Below are 23,066 nucleotides of genomic sequence, written 5' to 3' on the forward strand. Positions count from 1 at the left end.
TTTTTTCTTGTTTGTCAACTATTTATTTGTAATTTTCGATAAATTATTACAAAGCAAACTATTTTCTTGTAATCCAATGAGAGTCGCACTTTAATATAAGCCTATTACTTCTATATATTATAGAGTTAACTAATATTTGGTTTTTATACTATCTCCCATATATTATTAAATAGCAGATACTTACTTTATATCTAGCCTAGCCAGACTTTCTTCTCTTTTTGGGCGAAAGACAGAGTACACCTTGCGGACACTGAGACCTCAACATATATAAATTTATTGTCTTCTACTCTTGCATGAAAATAAAGAACCTGTTTAAAACAGCCCCTTTATTATTATAAACAGCTCTTTTTAAACAATTACTCCCTCTTTTATCTCTTCCTTCAGATTTTCATGAAACCGTTGCTCTTTTAACATGGCAATCTCATGTTTATAAGGTGCAAAGGATTTTTTACTTTCCGGCGATAAGGGAACATAAGGTGTTTCTAATATTTTAGGAACTTCTGCAAAATCTTTATGTTGTACTATATAGTTTAATGCATCAAAACCTATATAACCAAAACCAATATTCTCATGGCGATCTTTTTTAGAACCCATAGGATTCTTGCTATCATTAATATGAAAAACACTTATTTGGTTCTTGCCAAGAATCTTATCAAATTTATCAATCACTCCATCAAAGTCCTGTACAATATCGTAACCGGAATCATAAGTATGACAGGTGTCAAAGCAAACCCTCAATTTATCATTATATAGCACACCATCATAAATTTTAGCTAGTTCTTCGAAAGTCTTACCAAGTTCACTTCCCTTACCTGCCATGGTTTCTAAAGCAATAAACACTTTGCTGTCTTTCTTTAATACCTCATTAATTCCTTTAATAATCTGTACCAGTCCAGCTTCTTCCCCAGCTCCGACATGCCCTCCGGGATGGAGTACTAAATATTTGCTTCCAAGCGCTTCTGCACGCTCTAATTCCAACGCAAGAAATCTGGTGGCCAATTCAAAAATATCACTCTTTACCGTATTCCCCAGGTTAATAATATAAGGAGCATGGATTACTATGTCTTCTATATTATGCTCTTTCATATATTGGTGCCCTGCTTCTATATTTAATTCACTGATATCCTTACGCCTTGTATTCTGTGGTGCACCGGTATAAATCATGAATGTATTTGCTCCATAACCAGCTGCTTCTTTTGCTGATCCCAGTAGCATTTCTTTTCCACTCATACCCACATGGGAACCTAATTTTATCATATTTATCTCTCCTTTTAGTGCAAATGGCCGTCAATTCTTTCAACCTAATTCATATCTGAATATTCTAGCCGCCTTCCGGTTGTCTGCTAATGCCCTATTTTAACATAATAATATGTTTAATTATGAGTATTACATATACTATAGAACAAACCTAATTTTATTACCACTCAATTTATAAGTAAATAAAAAATCTATAATCTATGTTATTTTATCTACGTACTTTGAACATTAATTTTTATTAGGATTATATCCTAAAATCTATGTACAATTCATAATCTGGCAGGTTAAATGAATTCTTAAAGATTTAAAATAAAATATTACATCCTTAGTTAAGTTTCTTGTATACAACTGTTAAATCCTCCTGCTTTTACGATACGAATAAAAATAGGGTACTGACAGCTTGTTTACGACTGCACAGTACCCCACATACTTATACGCATTAAAATTGCTTTAACTAATAATTCCTTGGTTAGGCGATGGCAACATTAGTTGCCTGCATTCCTTTTTCTCCTCTGGTTACATCATATGTCACTTTTTGACCTTCTCTTAAAGTTTTAAAGCCATTTGATTCTATACCTGAAAAATGTACAAATACATCATCTCCGCCATTATCATTCGTAATAAAACCAAATCCTTTTTGTTCGTTAAACCATTTAACTGTACCTTTATTCATGAAAGATACCTCCTGAAATATTTAATCTAAATGTTATATCCTATGGATATGTTCCATAAACGAAAAAACACATACCACAGTAAGTCTTAAACGAGTTAAAGATTACAGTAGTATGTGAAATCATTAATACATCTAAATTACAATCCAAAGAATAACATATTGATATTAAAATGTCTATAGCATTTTCTAAATTTTTATATATTTTTCTATATTTTTACTTTCCAGTCAGATAACGTAAAATAAAAAGGTATGCACCCTCCCGTTTGGAGATTTCAAACTCTTCCTCCACCTTGTAATTTTTAGCATTACAAAATCGTCTCACATATTCTCTGTTGTGAGTATAGAGAATAAGAATACCATTGTTCTTCATATGCTCTCCGGCTTTTTCAAAAAACCTGCGATAAAGTACATAAATCTCTTCATCCTCTTTATGCCCCATGACTCTTGGCATATTCGTAATAATTTCATCAAATAAATACTCATGTTTAAAATCAAAGAAGTCACGGTTAATATAATGAATAATACTTTTTGCCTCTCTTGTATTGTCCTTTGCCTTATCTATTGCATCCTCATATATATCAAGTCCATATATGGTGTTGGCAGGTACTAACTTGTTTCTTTCAATTAGCACTGTGCCGACTCCGCAGAATGGATCAAGTATCTGTGCATCTTCTATTAAATAAGGCTTTGAAAGTGCGGCAATTAAGGCTGCATTACATGCTTGTATACTGGTAGGAATTACATTTTTACGATAGGCAAATCTTTCATCTTTAAGTGTATATAATTTTATTAAAACATTATAGTTGCCTTCCTTATTCTCTATAAGTCTGATTTCAAATTCATAATTTGATGTGCTGTTAATTAATTTACGATTTGTAAGCTGTTCCAATCTTACAGCTATTTTTTTTGTAATGGAACTCTTTTTATCAAGCTCTAGTTTTGCTTTAAGCTCAATTCTAAAATAGAAAGGCTCACCTGTGTCGTGTCTAGCCTTTAAAAAGTCCAACAATACATCACCTGAAAGTACTTCGGCCGCTTTTATCGGATCCGTAGAGCATGTTGTCATTCCATCTACCATAAATAATAATTCACTGTAGGTTCTGATGGCAAGAATAGTACGTAAATCTGTGGTTTGTACAATAACACCAGCATTAAATTCTTTTGCTTTATTATGTTCAATTTGATTTAATGTAATCTTGCTATGATTACGATTTGTAAGTAAAACAACCTTTGAAGGAACCTGATAGCCTGTAAAGGTATGTTTTTTAGTACCTTCTACTGACAATATCAGCTCTGACAGGATTCTCACTTCCTCACTTATGTGTTTTATGTTAACATCTTCCACAGAAACGGTACTTAATTCTTCCAGTCGGATCTTAAAGTCTGGAAGGTATTTGTCATAATCCAGCTTCTTAATCCCTGTTAAGTAAGAACTTTTCACAAACATTTGGTTTTCCCCAACATAAGCCTCATACAATTTATCCAGAAAGGCTGGTACAGCCAACTCTCCCATGATTAAGGCTGTATTTTTCCTTACTTTCGCGTCTTCATGTCCTAACAGTTCGTAAAAAATATTATAATCGTTATTCATATAGTAAAGCAATGCTGTCTTATTACTGCCTACTTTTAACTCGGCCTTTAATTGAATTAGACTTTCCCTTAGATTATCCTGTTCTTTTAACTTCTCAAATATATCTCGTATCATATTTATCACTGACTCCCATTATTATATCGTTTATCCGTATTGTTTTTCTTCTTTTATTCTGTCTCTTTCCTTCAATGTAACGTGTACAGTATCCCCCGGCTGCTTACCAATCTTTTGACGTATATCTTTTCTTAAACCCAGTATATGACAGGGGGTTTTCATTCGAACCAAGCTGCCCTCATAAGGTTCTCCATCAAAGGTTGCATAAACCGGTACTCTTCCTTTACCAAATTCCTGTTTTACATCAAATGGGATTTCAATGTACGCGCCATCAATGTCAGGTACTTTTTTAATTTCCGCATTAAATTCATATAATTTGTTCAAAAGAATCAACCACCTTTCTATTAGAGCAGCAGATTATTCTATTTGTCTATTGGCTTATTATAACATAGAATCAAATCAATGTAACCCCAAGTTTCTAACCTGTGCTTTTCCTTTATTTGTATTGACTTCCAATACTATTTATGCTACTGTTAAATTACTTAGATATAGGGGAGTAGTCAGCATATCATACTTAGTATCCCGGTACCAAGGTATAATTATGCAATTAAATCAACATCATGGGCGTAAGCGTTCTGGTTTAATTTGAAATGACAAGACCTGTATCCTTTTATAGGATACAGGTCTTGTATTTGTATTGACCTTCGTTATATGCTCTGCAAAAGATGCTGAAAAAGACTACAGACCACACTATTTTTTTGTACGAGCACGAAGGGAGAACTTTATGGATTTTTTACTTTCGGGAATTACTTCAATTACAATTCCCCAATTAATTATGTATGGTGTTGGAATTCTACTTATTTACCTGGCTATTGTAAAAGGGTATGAACCATCTTTATTGCTGCCGATGGGCTTTGGAGCTATTCTGGTTAATATTCCTTTATCCGGAGTGTTAGACCAGACCTTAGCAGGAATCGGTGAAACCCATGGTATTATTGAGTGGTTATTTCAAACAGGTATTGAAACCTCCGAAGCTTTACCGATTCTGTTATTTATCGGTATTGGTGCAATGATTGACTTTGGTCCGCTGCTCTCCAATCCCGTTATGTTTTTATTTGGAGCCGCTGCCCAGTTCGGTATCTTTTTTGCCCTGTCTGCTGCCACCTTATTAAACTTTGACATTAAAGATGCTGCTTCCATCGGTATAATCGGTGCGGCAGACGGTCCTACTTCTATTTTAGTATCCCAAATCCTTAAATCAAAATATATCGGAGCAATCGCCGTAGCCGCCTATTCCTATATGGCTTTAGTACCTCTAGTACAGCCACTTGCCATTCGATTGGTAACTACAAAAAAAGAGCGTTTGATACGTATGCCCTATAACCCTGTATCCGTATCCAAACGAGTTAAAATTATATTCCCTATTCTTGTAACCTTTATTGCAGGTCTAGTAGCACCTATGTCAGTGGCTTTGGTCGGTTTCTTAATGTTTGGTAACCTCTTAAGAGAATGCGGCGTGCTAAATACCTTATCCGAGGCTGCCCAGAATATACTTGCAAACCTAGTTACCTTACTCCTTGGTATAACCATCTCCTTCAGTATGAAGGCAGATGCTTTTGTGACTAAGGAAACCTTGTTAATTATGGCTCTTGGACTTGTTGCCTTTATATTTGATACCATAGGCGGCGTATTATTTGCTAAATTTATCAACCTGTTCCGTAAAAATAAAATTAATCCAATGATTGGTGCTGCCGGTATATCTGCCTTCCCTATGTCCGCCCGTGTGGTTCAAAAGATGGCGATTAAAGAAGATCCTACCAATCATTTATTAATGCATGCCATAGGTGCTAACGTATCAGGACAGATTGCCTCTGTCGTTGCCGGTGGTATTATTATCGGACTAGTTAGTGCGTTATAAAGAACCATTTATTTATCCCTTGAAAGGAGCTTAATATGAACCCAGATTTTTTATTATCCCTTACTATCATGTGGAAAGGTATGTTTGGAATCTTTTCAGTTATTATATTAATTACATTAATTGTTATGTTAATACAATGGGTTGAAAATAAATTCTTTTCCCATAAAGAAGAACATTAATTAATAAATTTGCTTACTAAATATAAAATGTGCCTTATAGAAAAGGAAATACCTCTATAAGGCACATTTTTTTATATTCTTATTGTATATTCTCTGTTTACTTCTCTGCTTTTTGAGCTGCCAATGCTATATAACTATAAGGCTGGTTAAAGTGGGGCAGGAAAAACAAATCCAATAGTTTTATTTTATCAATAGTTACCTGTTCCTGTATTGCCAAGGAGAACATATGAAGCCCCATGGAAATGTCGTAATCGGAGGCCATCTGAGCCCCCAGTATGATTCTCGTTTTCTTGTCAAAAACAATTCTGATTTTAACCTTATTATTTTTTTCTATAAAAGCAGGCTTTTGTAAATCTTCATAATCCGCTGCTGCTGCATCAAACCCAAGTTTTTTAGCCTTAGCCAGGGTTAAGCCCGTTGACAGCATGTTGTAACCCCAGATACTAATTCCATTAGAACCCTGTACTCCTTCCGACTCAAGCTTCGTATCGCAGCAGTTATGACCTGCCACTATACCTGATCGAACGGCATTGGATGCTAACGCAATATAATTTAATTCCTGTACGGAATTATCATACACGGTGGCACAGTCACCTATTGCATATACATCCGGAAGACTGGTTTGCTGCTGCTTATCCACAATAAAGGCACCATTGCGGAAAAGTTTCAGTTTGCCTTCTCCTAATTTATTATTTGGTTTAAAACCAATTGCCAGAATCACCATATCTGCTTTATAGGTATTTTTATCTGTTACAATTCTCTCTACTCTGTCTTTTCCTTCCATCTTTTGTACCGTCTCACCAAAAGCTAATTTTACTCCGTTCTTTTGAAGCTGCTCCTTCATACCGTCAGTAAATTCAGTATCATAATAACCTGCCAGACAAGTATCCACACAATCAATCAAGGTCACATTCTTGCCCCATCGCTTAAAGGCTTCTGCTAACTCTACACCAATATATCCCGCACCTACTACTGCAACCTCATGTATGGATTCATCTTTTAACTTTTCAATAACATCTTGTGCATTCTGATAAAGCTTTACTAACTGAACATTTTTCAGATCTTTGCCTTCAATGTCCGGCACAATGGGAAGAGAGCCGGTGGCAAGTATGAGTTTATCATAGGTCTTCTTATATTCTGTTCCGTCAACACCTTTAGCGTATACTATCTTTTTATCATAATCAATGGATTCCACAGCCGTTTCCATGTAAATCCTGGCACCTTTATCCTCTAACTTTTCCTTCGTGGAGTAAAACAGACCTTCCGGCCCTGCAATTTGTTTTCCAATCCATAATGCCATACCACAGCCTAAGAAACTTATATTGGTATTGGCATCAAAAGCAATAACCTCATGATCTTTATAATTGTCTAAAATAGTATTTAGCGCGGCTGTTCCCGCATGATTTGCTCCAACAACTATAATCCTGCTCATTGAAAATCCTCCTTTTCTGTGAAAAACTTTATACCATATATTGGTACAATCATTTTAATTCATTCTTAATTTGAATGCAATGTATTTATTTTACCAAGTTTTTGACAATTTTTTTAACAATGTAGCTACAGTACGAATATTATATTATATCTTGATGAGCTCTCAGGTTTTTACAGCAAAGATTTCCTATTGAAGTTTACTTTTGACTTACATTGAAAAACCTGCATAAATCAGCTTCATTTAAGAAAGGAGAAAAGTATGTTTAAGTTGTTATCTATCCTAAACTGGATTTCACAGCCTTTAGGACTTAAGATATATCCGGTTATACTCTATTCCCTCTTTCCTATAGTTGGTATATTACTGGTCTGTCTCATCCTTAGGCACATGAATCGACACCGAAGAAAGATTATCCACTTGCACAGTACAACTATACCTCAGGAAAATGAATCTATTGTCTTTGAAGTATTGCAGAAAGTACCGAAACAGGATGAACTCTCTTTAAAACAACTTCACACCAATGAAATCCAATCCTTTGATAACCAATCACTTGAAACTATAATTACAGAAGAAAATTTAATTAACCATGCTATTACAATGCCCAATTATGAAATAAAAACGGTTTATCCTATAATTATGCCCGAAGAAGCTCCTAATATCTTTAAACCAGGTGAGTTAACAGTTGATGAATTAAATGAAGACTTGGAACCATTTGGATTTGCATATTATCCCCAGGATGACATCTTTTATTCTATAATGGATGGATGGCAAAGAGACTGTGGTTACTGCCAACTTTATGATGAGGCTTGTGCTACGCTTAGTATGATAATAGACTGTGAGCCGATTTATTTTGAATATGGCGGAAAACGCTGGCTTATTGAATTCTGGAAAGGGCAATACGGCATGAATACTGGTGCTGAAATCGGTGTATATACCACCACTGGACCTGACCTTAATATTCCTGGCATGTTTAATGGTACATTTTATGATTGCGCAAGCAATGAAGACCATCTGGTTTTAGGCTTTCGCTTAAAGAAATTTGGTAAACTGCTTGTTGCCCGCAGACAACTACATTGGTGGATAACCTGTTTTGTACTGGGTGAATTTTCACATCCTGGCAATCTGATTATGGACTGCGAAGTCACCTTTAAAAACCCCGACATGCGCGATGCTTTTCTTGGCGGTATGTATCGGGCCGGTTATAACAAAAGCCAGTTAACCATACAAGGCAACACCGTTTCCTTTGTATATGATAAACCGAAAGCTAGGCAGCCACTTGCAAGAAATGCAATTACAGAATTTATTATGCAGACCAACAATCACAGGAATTGCAGAGCTTATAACGATGCAACTATAGGATATACCAATCATTTAGACAAAATTAATTTTATTAAAAAACAAGCACCCAAAATGTATAAAAAAATACTCAATATACGTAGCTCCAAGGAAATCTACAAATTATTTGATTTACTAAAGGATTATCTTGAATTACCGGAAAGACCCATTGATACCTACGGCACGTTAGTTTCAGAATCTTACTATAAACAAGTAAAATCTGCCCACCCTGAATTAATCGAGCGCCACAGAATTGAAGCCGAAGAATCCTTTCTTTCCACATCCGATGATAAGCCTGAAAAAATCAAGGAAACAGGCACAAATTAAGCTAAGGGGGTGTAATAATGTCCGCTTCCAAACGGTTGACTAAAGTTTTTGAAACATCTAAAGAACTTCTTATTGACAAGAATTCAAAGATTGTTTTAATGAGTGATTGCCACCGTGGAGTAGGTAATTGGGGTGATAATTTCACAAATAATCAGAACTTATATTTTGCAGCTTTAAATTACTATTACGATAATAAATTTACGTATATTGAACTAGGTGACGGAGATGAACTTTGGGAAAACCGTAATATGGATAAAATTATCTACACCCATAGTGATGCTTTTTGGCTAATTTCAAATCTTTATAGAGCAAAACGATTTCATATGCTGTATGGTAATCATGATATTGAAAAAAAAGACCTGTCCTTTCGAAGAAAATATCTACAATCTTATATCGATGAAAGCCAAAAAAAGAGAGTTCCTCTTTTACCTGGAATTAAAATACATGAAGGTCTAATTCTTACCTTTAAAGAGACAAATCACAAAATATTTTTGATACATGGACATCAGGTGGATTTTTTAAATTATGATATTTGGAAAATAGCCCGGTTTTTAGTTCGGTACCTGTGGCGACCGATTGAATTATTAGGAATCAGAAATCCCACCAGTGCATCCGACAGCTTTTCAAAGAAAGAAAAAATTGAAAAAAAACTTTCTGATTGGGCTCAGGATCAACAGCACATTCTGATTGCAGGTCATACCCACAGGCCTGTATTTCCGGAGCCCGGAAAGTCATTATATTTTAATGATGGCAGTTGTGTCCATCCACGCTGTATTACAGGTATAGAAATTGAAAACGGGAACATTGTTTTAGTAAAGTGGTCAATCCGAACAAGAACAGACCGTTCGTTGTATGTAGACCGGGTAATTTTAGAAGGGCCGGTTGCGATTGAAAAATACTTTATAGAGAAATTAAACTAATCTATTCGGCGTTTGCGAAACACTTTTAAAGATGTTGATTTTACTGTGAGAGATGGTGAAATCTTAGGAATCTGCGAGAGGTTCTTGGACCAATAATGGCGGGTGTACAGACTTAATAGATTTATTTTATAGGACTTACAATGAAAAAGACTGTAAACAGCACCTTAAAGGAGTTCTTTCCTATTAAAAGGTTTCTGTAACAGTCTTTTCTGTTTGTTAAAGTGTGCCTGACAATTGCTTGTTCTAAAATGCATTAGCAGACACATTCTAAAATTAGTAGTTTGCCTGTATGTACTTAGCTGCTTTTTTAACCATATTCTGCTGTGAGCTTAACAGTCTATTCGTAGAATGGGTACGGCTGTTTAAAAAATGAACATCCATAACACCACTTACACCATTTCCTTTGACTGCATCCAGATTTTGACCTGTTCCATATCCCCCGCTTCTTCCACTGACAACCTGCACCGCCGGTTTTGATTCAACGCCTGCATGAGGCATTGCAGTAAAAGAAGCTGCCATAACTGTATCATCTACCTGAACTACGACTGCACGTCTTTCCCAGTTAAAACCACCCCATATTTCTTTAATAATTTGAGCGTCTTTCTTTGTTAAAGGCTCTACGTCTGCATGATTGGTACCAAAAGTACGTTTTACCTGAAAACTTTCACCTGTATCCACATCCGTTATGGTCGCATTCGTTCCTCTTTGCCATATGTACTGTACTTCATTAAACCAATCTAACAATCCATCTGTTGTTTTTGTAAATGTTGCTGACTTAACTTTAGGAGTATATTTTGCTAACACCGCTTTTGTTTGTTTTCCAACAATTCCATCCGGTGTCAAGCCATTCTCCCTCTGAAACTTCTTTACGGCCGAAGCCGTTATGCTTCCATAGTACCCTGTTGCTTTTGAATATTTAAAATATCCTAATTTTTTTAAAGCAAGCTGCACTTGTTTCACTTCACTGCTGCTATTTCCTCTTTTTAGAGCCGCCATAGAAACCTGCACTGGTTGTAATATTATTGCAGCCGCCAGACAAAGAGCTGCTAATTGCTTCCTATGTAATTTAATCATTTTTATACCCATTGTATATCCCAAACATGCCTGGGATACTGCCACAAATAATACTGGTTGAAAGAATGCTGCGTGGCGTCCTTTCTATAATTTATATATTTTCCTTCAACCTTTACCTCTTTTCTGCTTATTACTCATTTCATATTATTAGTTGCAGAGCAGACATACATTTCGTATTTACTTTTCACAACCATTTATTTTTATTTTTCTGTTCTTCTTTCGTGTTTAATTGAATACATAGGGTATTATATTACACAATTATAAACTTGTCCAGCATTTTGTAACATTTTCGTAATACATTTTTAAAAATTAATTAATATATTCCATCTTCTGGTATGTCTTGAAGATTCTTCAATATTTGGAAATGATTTTTACTATAATGAATGATTCCTTCTTTTTTTAGTCTTGCCATTTCTCTGGACATGGCACTTCTGTCTATACATAAAAAGTCTGCTAACTCATTGCGATTTAATGCTATTTTAAAAGAAGAAGCATGTTTTCTCTGTGCCTCGGATATCAAAAATGCCAAAACCTTTTCTCGAATTGTCCGCTTTGACAGCAATTCCATTTTTTGATTTAAATACAGATTCTTAGTAGCAAGAATCTGTAATAAATTTGTAATAATTATACTATGAAAATCACATACTGCATCACATGGCGAAACTATCCGCTGAATGGAAATCCAGAGTATTTCACAATTATCTGTTGCATAGACACTCACCGGACTTTCCTTTACACCAGCACAAGCAAAGGTTTCCCCAAATACATCTCCTGCCTTAAGATTTGTAACCAGCATTCGATTTCCCATAATGTCCTCCCGTATGATATGTCCACTTCCTTCTAATACTATACCAAGAGAAGGTACTGGATTTCCCGACAAAATGATTGGTTGATTTTTTTTGTATTTCTTAACATTTCCATGCAGGCATACCAATATATCAACAATTTTCTCTGCATTTATTCCGTGAAATAATGATACCTCTTTTAAAATATTATAATACTTATTCATACTAGCTCTACTCCTATACTGTTAATAGCATCTTAATTATTCTATTTTATATAATAAATGTACAAATGAACAGACTAATGAGACGAATGAGACTGTTTGTCATTTTTAATTATATAAAATGGTATAGATAAATTGACAGAAAAGTTCACATATGTTATTATGTCTATGTTTTTCAATGAATTCAAGCAATAATACAGAAAAATATCAATATACGAAATATATACTAATTTCAACTTTAATACCTCATTGAATTCTAAGTTTTTTTTGTATGATATGCATTAAAACTCTTGACTTTTCTTAATAAAACCAAATAAAAACGTCAAACTTAATAAATTTTTCCAAATGATTTCATTATATTATTCACAAATAAAAGTTGAAAATGAATAGTTTTAATGTTAATTTGAATAGATTTTTTTATCAATATTGATTAAAATCATTACTATAATCCTTGTTTTTAATATGTATTTTAGTACATTTTTGTACAGATACTATACTAAGAAAAGTAAATATGACCATGTAAACTATTGATGAGCAAACTTTGTGTGAACTTGCATACAGAAGACTCATACAAAGTTTTACCTTCGGCAGACATTACTACATGATTATAGCACATGAAAGAGGAGGCTTATAGATTTGAAAAAACAAGAAAAGAATAAAGTCTTTTTACCACCAAAGAAAAGCATCATGTATTATATTAAAAAAGACTGGCAGTTATATGTGCTAATAGCACTACCTTTACTTTTTGTTATACTTTTTAAATATGCTGCTTATCCCGGACTGCGTATGGCCTTTATGGATTACAAACCTGCCAAAGGGTATGCTGGAAGTGACTGGGTTGGCTTTGAAATCTTCCAGAAGATTTTTAGGGATGGCGACTTTATCCGAGCGCTAAAGAATTCCTTAGTATTTAACTTTTTAGATTTATTAGTAGGATTTCCGGTACCGATTATTTTAGCAATCTTACTAAATGAATTAAAATTTCCCAGATTTAAAAAGACTTCACAGACCATATTATATTTACCCCACTTTTTATCCTGGGTTATTGTAGCTTCTGTTGGATATACTTTGTTTAAACCGGAGACTGGTCTTATAAACATTTTACTAAGAAATCAAGGTCTCATACAAGAAGGTATTCCTTTCCTAACAGAAAAATATCGTTGGGCGGTAACCTACCTGCTAATTGGTGTATGGCAGACCATGGGTTGGGGAACAATTATCTATCTTGCAGCCATAACAGGCATTAGTGGTGAGCTTTATGAAGCAGCTACCGTAGATGGTGCTAACCGGTTTCGTAGAATCTGGCACATCACTTTACCAGGAATTAAAAGTACCACCATTACTTTATTGATTATGAATTTAGGAAGAGTTATGGGAAGTAATTTCGAGCGTCTGGATTCTTTTGGAAATGTACAGGTTCGTGATTTCCAATACCAGCTGGCTATTTATGTATATGAAAAAGGTCTTAGTTCCGGTAACTTTAGCAGAGCAACCGCCGTTGGCCTTTTCCAATCCCTTGTCGGATTATTACTGGTTCTGTTAGCTGACAAATTCGCCAAATCTATTGGCGAAGACGGACTGATTTAGGGAGGAGAACTATGAACAAAAAGAAAAAAAATGTAGAATTTGCCGAGTCCCAAGGTACTAGTAAAATCAAAGTTGGTGATATCGTAATCATGGTTATTATTACACTGCTGTGTTTAACCTGTATTTTACCGTTTATACATTTAGCGGCTAAGTCAGTAAGCAGTAACACTGCCGTATTATCAAAATCAATTTTTTTACTTCCAAAAGGAATTAACTTTGATGCCTATATATCCATTTTCAAAGATGGACAATTAACCCATTCTATGGTCTACTCAGTATTGGTAACCGTATTGTTTACAATCGTGGGTCTTATTTTAACAACCTGTGCAGCTTACCCATTATCCCGTAAAAACTTTAAGGGAAGAAACATATTTGCTTTATTACTATTGTTTTCGATGTATTTTAGTGCCGGTTTGATTCCTGAATACTTGTTAATGAAGGATCTTGGATTACTAAATACTATGTGGGTATTAATATTACCGTTAGCTTTCTCTCCGTATAATACCTTAATTATGAAGAGCTTTTTACAGGCAACCATTCCTGATAGCTTGGAGGAATCAGCAAAGTTAGATGGTGCAACCAATTTTCAAATACTGTTTAGAATTGTACTTCCTCTATCCAAATCTATCATTGCAACACTGGCCTTATTCTTTGCCGTAGGTAGATGGAACGCTTATGCTGATGCGAAGTATTACATTACTACAAAGGCTCTACAGCCTATCCAGTATCTCTTAAGTAACATGGTACTAAATTCATCCTCTGATTCTGTTAGTTTATCAGAAGCAGCTCAGGTTGTTAGTACACCAGAAGTATTACAGGCTGCAACTATTATGTTTGCTACCCTACCAATTATCTGTATCTATCCATTCGTACAGAAATATTTTGTTAAAGGTGTTATGATTGGTGCCGTTAAGGGCTGATAGCACCACAAATATAAGTTAGTAAGCTTGGGGTTTATGAGCTTAACTATAGAGAACAAGCACTCAAACTTAAAAGGAGGACTATTTATGAAAAAAAGATTTCAAAAAGTTGTTGTATTAGCTTTAGTTGGTATAATGACAATGAGCGTTTTTTCCGGCTGCGGCAAGAAAAATCCTACGGAAAATCCCGGAACAACAACTGCACCTACAAAGGCAGGGGAAGCTACAGAAACTCCTGACAATACAGTTGCCGGTATAGAAGGCTGGACACCATTCAGCGAAAAAGTTTCAATTACTGTTCCAGTTTATGACCGTTCTAAAGAAGGATATCCTGCGGTAGATGATAATTACTGGACAAAATGGATTCAAAAAGAATTCGGTGACAAATACAATGTAGATGTAGATTTTGTTGCAATCCCTCGTGGTGATGTAATGACAAAATACAGTATGCTAATTGCTGCTGAACAAACACCTACTATCTTAATGGAATATGATTATCCTAAGGTAGCGCAGTGGGCAAATGACGGAGCAATGCAGGTAATTGATTTAGAAAAGTTCAAACAGGTAGCTCCTAATTACTATCAGAAAATGGTTGATAACAACCAGTTAGACTATACAAAAATCAATGGTGAAGACTATTTTGTATTATCCGAAAGACCTTACTACAACACTCCATTTTCTCATGTAAGATTTGTTAGAAAAGATTGGTTAGATAAAGTAGGCAAAGAAGTTCCTCAGAACTATCAGGAATATACGGAAGCAATTGACGCTATTATTGCAGCAGGTCTGACTGACCAGCCTCCGGTTGATTTGTCCTTACCAACAGCTGCTTATGTACCAAACTTTGGTTTTAGAAATTTCCCAGTTGATGAAAAAGAATGGGCAATGCACTCAAGCTTAGGTACTGCTTCTCTTTCTTGGGAACCCACTTATAAATTATTAAAAAGACAAAATGCTGAATATAACAAAGGATATTTTTCTAAAGAATATGACTTAGATGCTAACGTAGCTGACAGCTCCCAGGCAAAAACTGATTTTATCAATGGTAAACTCTTTACTTTTGCTGGTTATATGTCTGCTTCCGTAGATTGGTTAACCGCTTTCTATGAAAAAAATCCAGGTGCAGAGCTTGCAATTGCAAGTGTAACAGCTCCTGTTGAACCAGGTGTTGTTGATGTTCCAGGAATTCGTGCTGATAATCCTTTTGGTATGATTGTTGGATTCAGCTCCTTAGCTACAGAAGACCAGTTAAAAGCTGCTTGGATGTATATGGAATGGATGAGTCAGGAAGATGTATTATTTACCTTAGAGAATGGTGTTGAAGGTGTTACTTATACACTTGATGAAAACGGACTTCCTAAAATGGATGACACATACAGAGGGGAAGAAATGTTAAATCACAATAATAACATTGATATGACTTGTATCGTACATGCTACGAAACAATTAGGTACTATTGAAGATACAATCAAGGCACTCACTCCTCAAGGACTTCCTCAGGACTTCTATCAAGCCTTTTTAGATAATTATAAATCAATGGAAGAAAATAAGAAGTATGCTTATTCTGATCCAGTATTCTCTGTCCCTGTTGATGCAGAAAGTGAATACTCCGCAGCTTTATTCAGCTTATATCAGGAATACAGCGTTCAGCTTACTAAATGTAAACCAGAAGAATTTGATGCTTTATATGAAAAATTAAGCAAACAATATCTGGATGCAGGCTATCAAGAAATCATTGATGAACGTTTAGAAGCTTATGAAGCTGGTAACACAACAAAACTTATTCTTTCTGAATAATTTAATACTTTAATATAAATGAAAGGCTGAGATAGCAATTGTTATCTCAGCCTTTCATTTATATACGCTATTTCAAACCGAATAGAATAAATAGTAAACTTATAATAGATCAACAAATTTTTTTAGATAACCTGCTGCCCTGTCTCTTGTCAGCATTTCCTGAGGCCTAAAATCATCTTTTATAATGCCCAAATTTCTTGCCGCCTCAACTTCTTTCTTTGCCCAAAGAGTAGCTGAATCCACTAACACTTCTCTTTTCTCACTTTTTAACTGTTTACGGCACTTATAGCTGTTGATACAGAGAACAATAAATTCTTCTTCTTTTAGTGCTTCTAGAGGTTGTAATTTACCGTCTTTTATCATAGCTGCCGGTACAATATCATTTTGAAATGCTGTTTCCACTACACCCGCATACCATTCATGTCCTACCACATCTTCGTATCTATCATTATAAACTTCTGTAGGAACAAATCTAACCCCTTTTACAATCCAGTCTAATGCTTCAGCTCTGTTAATAAACTCCTGAGGTCTGAACTTGTTTGTTTTATCAGATAGTATTCCATTTTCAGCCAAATAACAAATTGCACTTTGCTCCAAGGCAGTCTGAATATCATCAAATTCTACTGTTCTGACAGATGTGTTACCACGGACAAAATCAGCTGGAGCTGTTGGTACTATGTTTTCTACTGGGGGAATCCATAATAATTCCTTATCAGCTTTATTAATGCGCGCTTTAACAATAACTTCCTTTAATCCGGGTACTTTAAGTGCTGCCTTCGCAATAAAACCTGCAACAAGGAAGCCACCATAATCATTGCTGTGGGTATAATCTTTGGGAAAATAATATCTGGCAGCATCTTCTACCCCAAGTCCAGTTACAAACTCTTTACTGTAATGGTGAAGGTCAAGAACAGGTATATCTTCCTCTTGTCCAATTTCTTTACAAACCTTGGCATAGTCCTCTAATAAATCATTGTAGCTGCCATCACCTTTCCAGGTATTCCTAGCAAGGGGTGTAACAATAATTGGTATTGCTTCTTTTTCTTTGATTTCTTTTATGTATCTTAAAAGCTCTTTTCTATATCCTCCACTGGCAGTAAGCACCGGAAGCTTCTGGTCATTATGGGCAAATTGAAGAAAGAAATAGTCACCCGGTTTTATTAAGTGCATCACAATATCGTAATGTCCCTCACTTCGAAAAGAAAGAGTAGTTAAACCCGAATGGGCATGATTTGAAACTGATATCTTATCATTAACATAAAAAGAGAGCATTTGTCCCCAACCACAATAGCTACAGCCGGGTTTATAGGGATAGGCCGTTCCCTGGTCTGTTACCGTAGAGTCACCGCCGATATATAAAGTCGGACACTCCTCCTGTCGAATAAAAATCTCAGAGATTGCGATGTTGCTTCCAATTACAGCTAGGTCAAAACTCGTATCTTTGCAACTCTCTGTTATCCCTCTTGGGATAATATCACATATATTCACAACTGCATCTACTGTAAATACACTGCCCCCTTTAATTCCCTCCTTCTTAGCAAGCAATCTTCTCCTACCTGCAAAGATTATAAGCTCCTTTGTATCTTCTAAGGCTGTTACCGTTACATTCACACGATAATTTCCTTGTTCTGGGACATCCGCTTTAAAGCAAATAGGTACCTCTGCTCCTGACAAACTACTAACACCTTTGTCAGTATCAATGAGTTTTGTTACATCTTCTCCTTTTAACCAGTAATAGGGTTCAAATCCAGAATTTAACTCAGGAATTTGTAAAGCTTCCTGCTCTGCTCTGTTCTTTTCTATCACAAAACCACAGGTTCTTTCCGGAGAATATAACAGGTCAGAATTGATTCGTATAAGATTACTTTCTGGTTCTGCATTGCTTTCTTGATTCCTTTGATAAAATAGATACTTTTTCATATACATGTGCTTTTCTACTCCTTTTATTAACTTAATCGTATATATAATAACGATAAAATATTTATTGCCCTGTCGATATAATTTATGTGTCTGAATTATATTTCGACCGAACACAGAAAAAATATATTATATATAAGAAAAATTTGGGTCAGGCTTATTGATTATAAACCTGAACCAAATTCATCCGCTAATATTTGAATATGCAATATTTTATCACAACTACTTATTAATTCATTATACCTAGATTGCTACATCCATCCTGTAAATTCCAAAATAGATGCTTTGGGTGAGTTAGCCTCTGATTGAAGTGTTTGTTTTCTCCATACTCTTGGAGGTACCTCCATTAGTTTCATAAAGCACCTGTTAAAGCTTGAGATTGAATGGAATCCTACCTGTTCAGATATGCTCAATATAGAATCCTCCGTACTGCGCAATAGCCGGCAGGCTTCATCAATCCTTGTACTATTAAGAAAATCAAGTGGTGCCGCACCCATAATGGAATGAAAGGTTCTTCTAAAATGGCTTACACTTAAATGGCATAAGTCTGCCAGTTCTTCAATGGATATGGGCTGCATATAATTTTTATGAATATACTCCAGCGCATTGGAGATCATAAGAATATTTTCCTCTTTCTTCGTATCCTTTGCCTCTGCTTTGGGCTCTTCTATCTGCTGGTTTTCTGCACTATGAATTCGCAGTAGTTCAATATATAGGGATAACATCAAGCCTTTTACGTTAGCCTGATAGTTAAATTTCTGTTCTTTTAATTCTTCAATAATAGAACATGCCAGAAAATAGATTTTAGGATATTCCTTTTTGTTCATAATATACCGATAATTTTGTATCGGCGACATCGGGCTTTCAAAATTCATCGCTGCGTCATTAAACATATTACGAAACAGTTCCTCCGGATCTACAAAAATATAAGACCATAAGCTTTCCTGACCTGGAGAGCTATATGTTGTATGAGGAAGATGCCTTGGTACACAGGTTATATCTCCGGCCTGAAAAGGAACTGACTTTCCTTCAAAGTCCATTGTCCCGCTGTCAGAATGACAGACGCCTATTTCAAGGCAGTTATGAAAATGAAGTCTTCCGCTTTTTTTCTCAGATATCCTCCACCGATCACCGCTAAGCAATAAAACAGGAAAATTCAGTGGCAGATTGTAATGACGGTATTCAATAATTACTCTTTTGCGTCTTGCCATAAACACGTTCCTTTCTAAAGATATTTCTTATAGACAATCGTGAAACAAGTAATTTATTTGATAGAATCAATCAAAATCACCCAAAAACGGGGGTCCGCAATTATCTTACTATTTTTATTAATTCTTACACTTTAATTATAACAGCATGGCATTATAATTTCAACTATTCATTTGTAAATTCTATTATTTATTTTGTGCATACTGCCTGATTTAAATTGTATTTTTTGTAATATCTATGCAAAAAGTCATAATTTTTTTAAACAAATTTAATTTTTTTGACATATAATGATTGATTATGCACAGTATTATAAAGCTTATGATTAGATTTTGTAGAATTGGTTGGTTAATATATAATTACACAATAATATAATTATAATTTAACCTACGGGGAATGCTAAAAATATGGATGTTAAGCACAGAAATGGAGGAAGTGTCAGGGAAAAATCAATTCATCTGACTCCCAATTATTTGATATATCAGTGCTGCATCATGTCGAGAAGAGTGAAAGAAAATTTAGAAAATGAAAGGCTGCCACGATGAGATTCTTTCACACTTTTTAGTTGTGGCAGTATCGCAGACAAGTCTGTGGTATGCAATAGGTGTAAAAATATGAAGCTTAATTTTGATGAAGAGCAAATTTACCAAGCAATAGACAAAGTAGTAAGACGTACCATGGGTATGGATTTAACCTGGGATTGGCCTTGCGGAGTTGCTTATTATGGGGTGTCCAGAGCTTATGAAGTAACCAAAAAACAAGAATATCTGGATATGTTAAAAAATTGGACCGATGAATATCTTGAGTTCGGGTTGCCATCTTGGACAGTTAATACCTGTGCCATGGGGCATACCCTTATCACCCTATACCAGGCAACCGGAGAGCAGAAGTATCTAGATCTTATCTTAAGTAAAATCGAATATCTTCGTACAAAAGCCCTGCGTTTCGGAGATAATGTATTACAACATACCGTATCTACTTCTAATGATTTTCCGGAGCAAGCTTGGGCGGATACTTTATTCATGGCTGCCTTCTTCTTGCTAAGAGCAGGCAAAATGTTAGAAGACCAGGAATTAATAAGTGACGCCCTAAATCAATATTACTGGCATATAAAATATCTACAGGATCCTCAGACCAGCTTATGGTACCATGGCTACAATAACTGCTTAGGCAACCATATGTCCGGATTTTATTGGGGAAGAGCCAATGCCTGGGCAGCCTATACCATGTCACAGGTTAAGTTTGTACTGAAAGACTGGTACCTTTATCCTCAATGTATGGACATTGAATGCTCCTTAAGGGACCAGCTTGCCACGTTAAAAACCTACCAGACTGAGAATGGCTTATGGCGTACAATTGTAAATGATGAGGAAGCTTATGAAGAAGTTTCTGCATCCTGCGGTATTGCTGCTGCTATGATTAATAACAAAAATCCTCTTCATACCAAATACATTCAAAAATCCATTAACGGCATCTTATCTAATATCAGCGATGACGGACGTGTCCTTAATGTATCCGGAGGAACCGCTGTTATGAAAGATAAAGACGGTTACCGCAATATTCCAAAAGGGTGGATGCAAGGTTGGGGACAGGGACTTGCCCTTGCTTTCTTTGCAGATTTAGTAAGCAGTAAAGATTTTAAAGACTGAAAACCGGACCGTGAGATAACCGGTAAAAATCGAAACAGGAGGATTCGTTTTATGACGAATGAAAAGAAAACAGGAAGTTTTACTTTGCCAGGAGAGTCCGGTTATGAAGAACTGACTCTTAAATTAGCTAAAAAATGGGGGGCTGATGTCATCCGTGACAGTGATGGTACAGTGTTGTCTGATGAAATAATTAGCGCTGGTTATGGAATTTATTCTACGATATGCATAATAAGAGACCACAATCAATGGGCCGCTCAGAATACAGATAAATTGCAGCAGAGTTTCTTAATGACAAACCCTGTAGTTGCAAAAGGAAATGAATTAGAAATCCCTCTCATGAACGATTTTTTTGAGGAACAATTCACAATCAATGACAGCGAAGATTCTATAAAGTACTGGCAAGTATATGACAGAACCACGAATAAAGAAGTAAGCAGAGATAAATGGTCTTACAACCAGGAAACAACTTCTGTTCTATTAAAAGAGATTACCCCTTGGCATAAGTATACCGTAAGCTTTATGGCATATCGTATCTGGGAAGAAATCTCTATGTACAACCACACTACAAATAACTGGGATAAAGAACATCTTATGCAGATAGACCCAATGCATGTTGAAACTCAGGAATATCTTCTGAACTGGTTGGACAACTGGTGCCAGACTCATAAGGAAACAACCGTTGTCCGCTTTACTTCCATGTTCTATAATTTTGTTTGGATATGGGGAAGCAATGAACGTAACCGTCACCTGTTCTCTGACTGGGGCTCCTATGACTTCACTGTCAGTCCGCTGGCATTAGATAAATTCAAAGAAAAATATGGTTATGCATTAACTGCCGAAGACTTTATCAATCAGGGCAAATTACAAGTAACGCATATGCCTGGCAGCAAGGAAAAGGCTGACTGGATGGAGTTTATCAATGATTTTGTAATAGATTTCGGCAAAAAATTAATACAAATGGTACATGATTATGGCAAATCCGCTTATGTATTCTATGATGACAGCTGGGTTGGCATTGAACCTTATAATGGGAAATTCGAAGAATTTGGTTTTGACGGTTTGATTAAATGTGTCTTCTCTGGTTATGAAGTAAGACTTTGCTCTGGCGCACCAGTTGATACCCATGAATTGAGACTTCATCCATATTTGTTCCCAGTAGGGCTTGGTGGTGCTCCAACCTTTATGGAAGGCGGAGACCCAACACTGGAGGCGAAAAACTTTTGGATAAGCATTCGCCGCGCGCTCCTTCGTGCGCCCATTGACAGAATTGGTCTAGGCGGTTATCTACACCTTACCGAACCATTCCCGGAATTTAACGATTACATTGAAAAGGTTGCCGATGAGTTTAGATTGATAAAAGAATTACACCACAATGGAAGTCCTTATTGTTTCAAACCTAGGATTGCTGTACTTCATACCTGGGGTAAACTTCGCTCCTGGACATTGTCCGGACATTTTCATGAAACCCATATGCATGATTTGATTCATATCAATGAAGTACTTTCCGGTCTTCCTTTTGAAGTTTCTTTTATCAACTTTGATGATGTTAAAGCAGGTGCACTTGATACAATAGATATTGTAATAAATGCAGGTTATGCTGGTTCTGCCTGGAGTGGCGGTGCCTCCTGGAGTGATACGGAAGTATTGGAAAAGTTAACTCAGTGGGTAAATGAAGGCGGTACCTTTATGGGTATTAATGAACCATCTGCTCTAGAAGGTTATGACAACTTCTTCCGTATGTCACATGTACTTGGTATTGATAAGGATACCGGAGCAAAAGTATGCCATGGTAAATGGTCATTTAACGTAGAAGGAGATTCCACCCTATTACCGGAAAATTACAGCATTAAGCCTCAGAAAAACCTGTACTTAACTGATGGCTTGGCAAAAGTTTTGGCTGCATCTGCGGATGCTCCTGTCCTAACTGCCTATGAGTTTGGCAAAGGAAAGGGCATCTACCTGGCATCCTATGAAATTACGCCTGAAAACAGTCGTATGCTTCTTAATTTATTAGTGCACTCCGGTCGCGAGGAATTTGACGGCAAATATCTGACAGATAATCTTCACACAGAGTGTGCTTACTATCCAAATACTAAAACTTTGGTTGTAATAAACAACAGTGACCAAGCTCAAACAACAACGATAAAGACTGACTTTGGTTCTGTAACCGTTACAATGGAAGCATTTGATAATGCAATCCTTCCTTTAGACAAATAACGTGTGCCCC

At 35.9% G+C, this 23,066-nt stretch carries 18 protein-coding genes; 9 read left to right on the plus strand and 9 right to left on the minus strand.

From position 1 onward, the window contains the following. Positions 1-348: 348 nt before the first annotated feature. From acsn021_RS19925 to acsn021_RS19940, 4 genes are all read right to left on the minus strand, one after another. Positions 349-1,254, minus strand: coding sequence for a deoxyribonuclease IV (locus acsn021_RS19925; protein WP_184095474.1), 906 nt, complete (start codon positions 1,252-1,254; stop codon positions 349-351). Positions 1,255-1,726: 472 nt separating this feature from the next. Further along, a complete protein-coding gene (locus tag acsn021_RS19930; RefSeq protein ID WP_184095465.1) occupies positions 1,727-1,930 on the minus strand; it encodes a cold-shock protein in 204 nt (67 codons plus the stop codon). A 214-nt stretch (positions 1,931-2,144) separates the two neighbouring features. Beyond that, complete coding sequence (locus tag acsn021_RS19935) at positions 2,145-3,635, minus strand: TRM11 family SAM-dependent methyltransferase (protein WP_184095463.1); 1,491 nt, start codon at positions 3,633-3,635, stop codon at positions 2,145-2,147. Positions 3,636-3,665: 30 nt separating this feature from the next. After that, positions 3,666-3,959: a DUF1905 domain-containing protein gene (locus tag acsn021_RS19940; protein ID WP_184095461.1), complete on the minus strand. Its 294-nt coding sequence runs from the start codon at positions 3,957-3,959 to the stop codon at positions 3,666-3,668. 400 nt (positions 3,960-4,359) lie between these two features. On the opposite strand from acsn021_RS19940, the gene acsn021_RS19945 reads away from it, so the two are divergent. Beyond that, positions 4,360-5,493 carry a sodium ion-translocating decarboxylase subunit beta gene (locus acsn021_RS19945; RefSeq protein WP_184095459.1) on the plus strand — a complete coding sequence of 378 codons (1,134 nt, stop codon included), beginning with the start codon at positions 4,360-4,362 and terminating at the stop codon, positions 5,491-5,493. Positions 5,494-5,528: 35 nt separating this feature from the next. After that, complete coding sequence (locus tag acsn021_RS19950) at positions 5,529-5,672, plus strand: sodium pump decarboxylase gamma subunit (RefSeq protein WP_184095457.1); 144 nt, start codon at positions 5,529-5,531, stop codon at positions 5,670-5,672. A gap of 97 nt (positions 5,673-5,769) precedes the next feature. Here acsn021_RS19950 and nox read toward each other — a convergent pair whose 3' ends face one another. After that, positions 5,770-7,104, minus strand: a complete 1,335-nt coding sequence (gene nox / locus acsn021_RS19955) for a H2O-forming NADH oxidase (RefSeq protein ID WP_184095455.1) — start codon at positions 7,102-7,104, stop codon at positions 5,770-5,772. 258 nt (positions 7,105-7,362) lie between these two features. On the opposite strand from nox, the gene acsn021_RS19960 reads away from it, so the two are divergent. Beyond that, positions 7,363-8,763, plus strand: a complete 1,401-nt coding sequence (locus acsn021_RS19960) for a DUF4474 domain-containing protein (protein ID WP_184095453.1) — start codon at positions 7,363-7,365, stop codon at positions 8,761-8,763. Positions 8,764-8,780: 17 nt separating this feature from the next. Then, positions 8,781-9,683 carry a metallophosphoesterase gene (locus tag acsn021_RS19965; RefSeq protein ID WP_184095451.1) on the plus strand — a complete coding sequence of 301 codons (903 nt, stop codon included), beginning with the start codon at positions 8,781-8,783 and terminating at the stop codon, positions 9,681-9,683. 273 nt (positions 9,684-9,956) lie between these two features. Here the strand turns inward: acsn021_RS19965 and acsn021_RS19970 are convergent, their stop codons facing one another. Both acsn021_RS19970 and acsn021_RS19975 read right to left on the minus strand, forming a co-directional pair. Continuing rightward, on the minus strand, positions 9,957-10,769 hold the full coding sequence (locus tag acsn021_RS19970; RefSeq protein ID WP_184095449.1) for a peptidoglycan-binding domain-containing protein: 813 nt from the start codon (positions 10,767-10,769) through the stop codon (positions 9,957-9,959). A gap of 301 nt (positions 10,770-11,070) precedes the next feature. Next, the gene (locus tag acsn021_RS19975) at positions 11,071-11,766 is read right to left on the minus strand and encodes a Crp/Fnr family transcriptional regulator (protein WP_184095447.1); all 696 of its coding nucleotides are present in this window, start codon (positions 11,764-11,766) and stop codon (positions 11,071-11,073) included. Between the two features lie 633 nt (positions 11,767-12,399). Between acsn021_RS19975 and acsn021_RS19980 the strand changes: the two genes are divergently transcribed. The 3 genes from acsn021_RS19980 (at position 12,400) to acsn021_RS19990 (ending at position 16,067) form a co-directional block, all read left to right on the plus strand. Then, entirely contained in the window at positions 12,400-13,350 is a 951-nt protein-coding gene (locus acsn021_RS19980) for an ABC transporter permease (protein WP_330601822.1), read from the plus strand. Between the two features lie 11 nt (positions 13,351-13,361). Further along, positions 13,362-14,270, plus strand: a complete 909-nt coding sequence (locus tag acsn021_RS19985; RefSeq protein WP_184095445.1) for a carbohydrate ABC transporter permease — start codon at positions 13,362-13,364, stop codon at positions 14,268-14,270. An 87-nt stretch (positions 14,271-14,357) separates the two neighbouring features. Then, positions 14,358-16,067: an extracellular solute-binding protein gene (locus acsn021_RS19990; RefSeq protein WP_243167975.1), complete on the plus strand. Its 1,710-nt coding sequence runs from the start codon at positions 14,358-14,360 to the stop codon at positions 16,065-16,067. A 99-nt stretch (positions 16,068-16,166) separates the two neighbouring features. On the opposite strand, the gene acsn021_RS19995 is transcribed toward acsn021_RS19990, so the two are convergent. Further along, complete coding sequence (locus acsn021_RS19995) at positions 16,167-17,993, minus strand: S-layer homology domain-containing protein (RefSeq protein WP_184095442.1); 1,827 nt, start codon at positions 17,991-17,993, stop codon at positions 16,167-16,169. Positions 17,994-18,235: 242 nt separating this feature from the next. Beyond that, on the minus strand, positions 18,236-19,195 hold the full coding sequence (locus acsn021_RS20000; RefSeq protein WP_184095440.1) for an AraC family transcriptional regulator: 960 nt from the start codon (positions 19,193-19,195) through the stop codon (positions 18,236-18,238). A gap of 609 nt (positions 19,196-19,804) precedes the next feature. Between acsn021_RS20000 and acsn021_RS20005 the strand changes: the two genes are divergently transcribed. Both acsn021_RS20005 and gnpA read left to right on the plus strand, forming a co-directional pair. Continuing rightward, the gene (locus acsn021_RS20005; protein WP_184095438.1) at positions 19,805-20,839 is read left to right on the plus strand and encodes a glycoside hydrolase family 88/105 protein; all 1,035 of its coding nucleotides are present in this window, start codon (positions 19,805-19,807) and stop codon (positions 20,837-20,839) included. Between the two features lie 51 nt (positions 20,840-20,890). Then, positions 20,891-23,056 carry a 1,3-beta-galactosyl-N-acetylhexosamine phosphorylase gene (gene gnpA / locus acsn021_RS20010; RefSeq protein WP_184095436.1) on the plus strand — a complete coding sequence of 722 codons (2,166 nt, stop codon included), beginning with the start codon at positions 20,891-20,893 and terminating at the stop codon, positions 23,054-23,056. Positions 23,057-23,066 lie beyond the last annotated feature (10 nt).

It is taken from the genome of Anaerocolumna cellulosilytica (genome assembly GCF_014218335.1).
Lineage (GTDB): Bacteria > Bacillota > Clostridia > Lachnospirales > Lachnospiraceae > Anaerocolumna > Anaerocolumna cellulosilytica.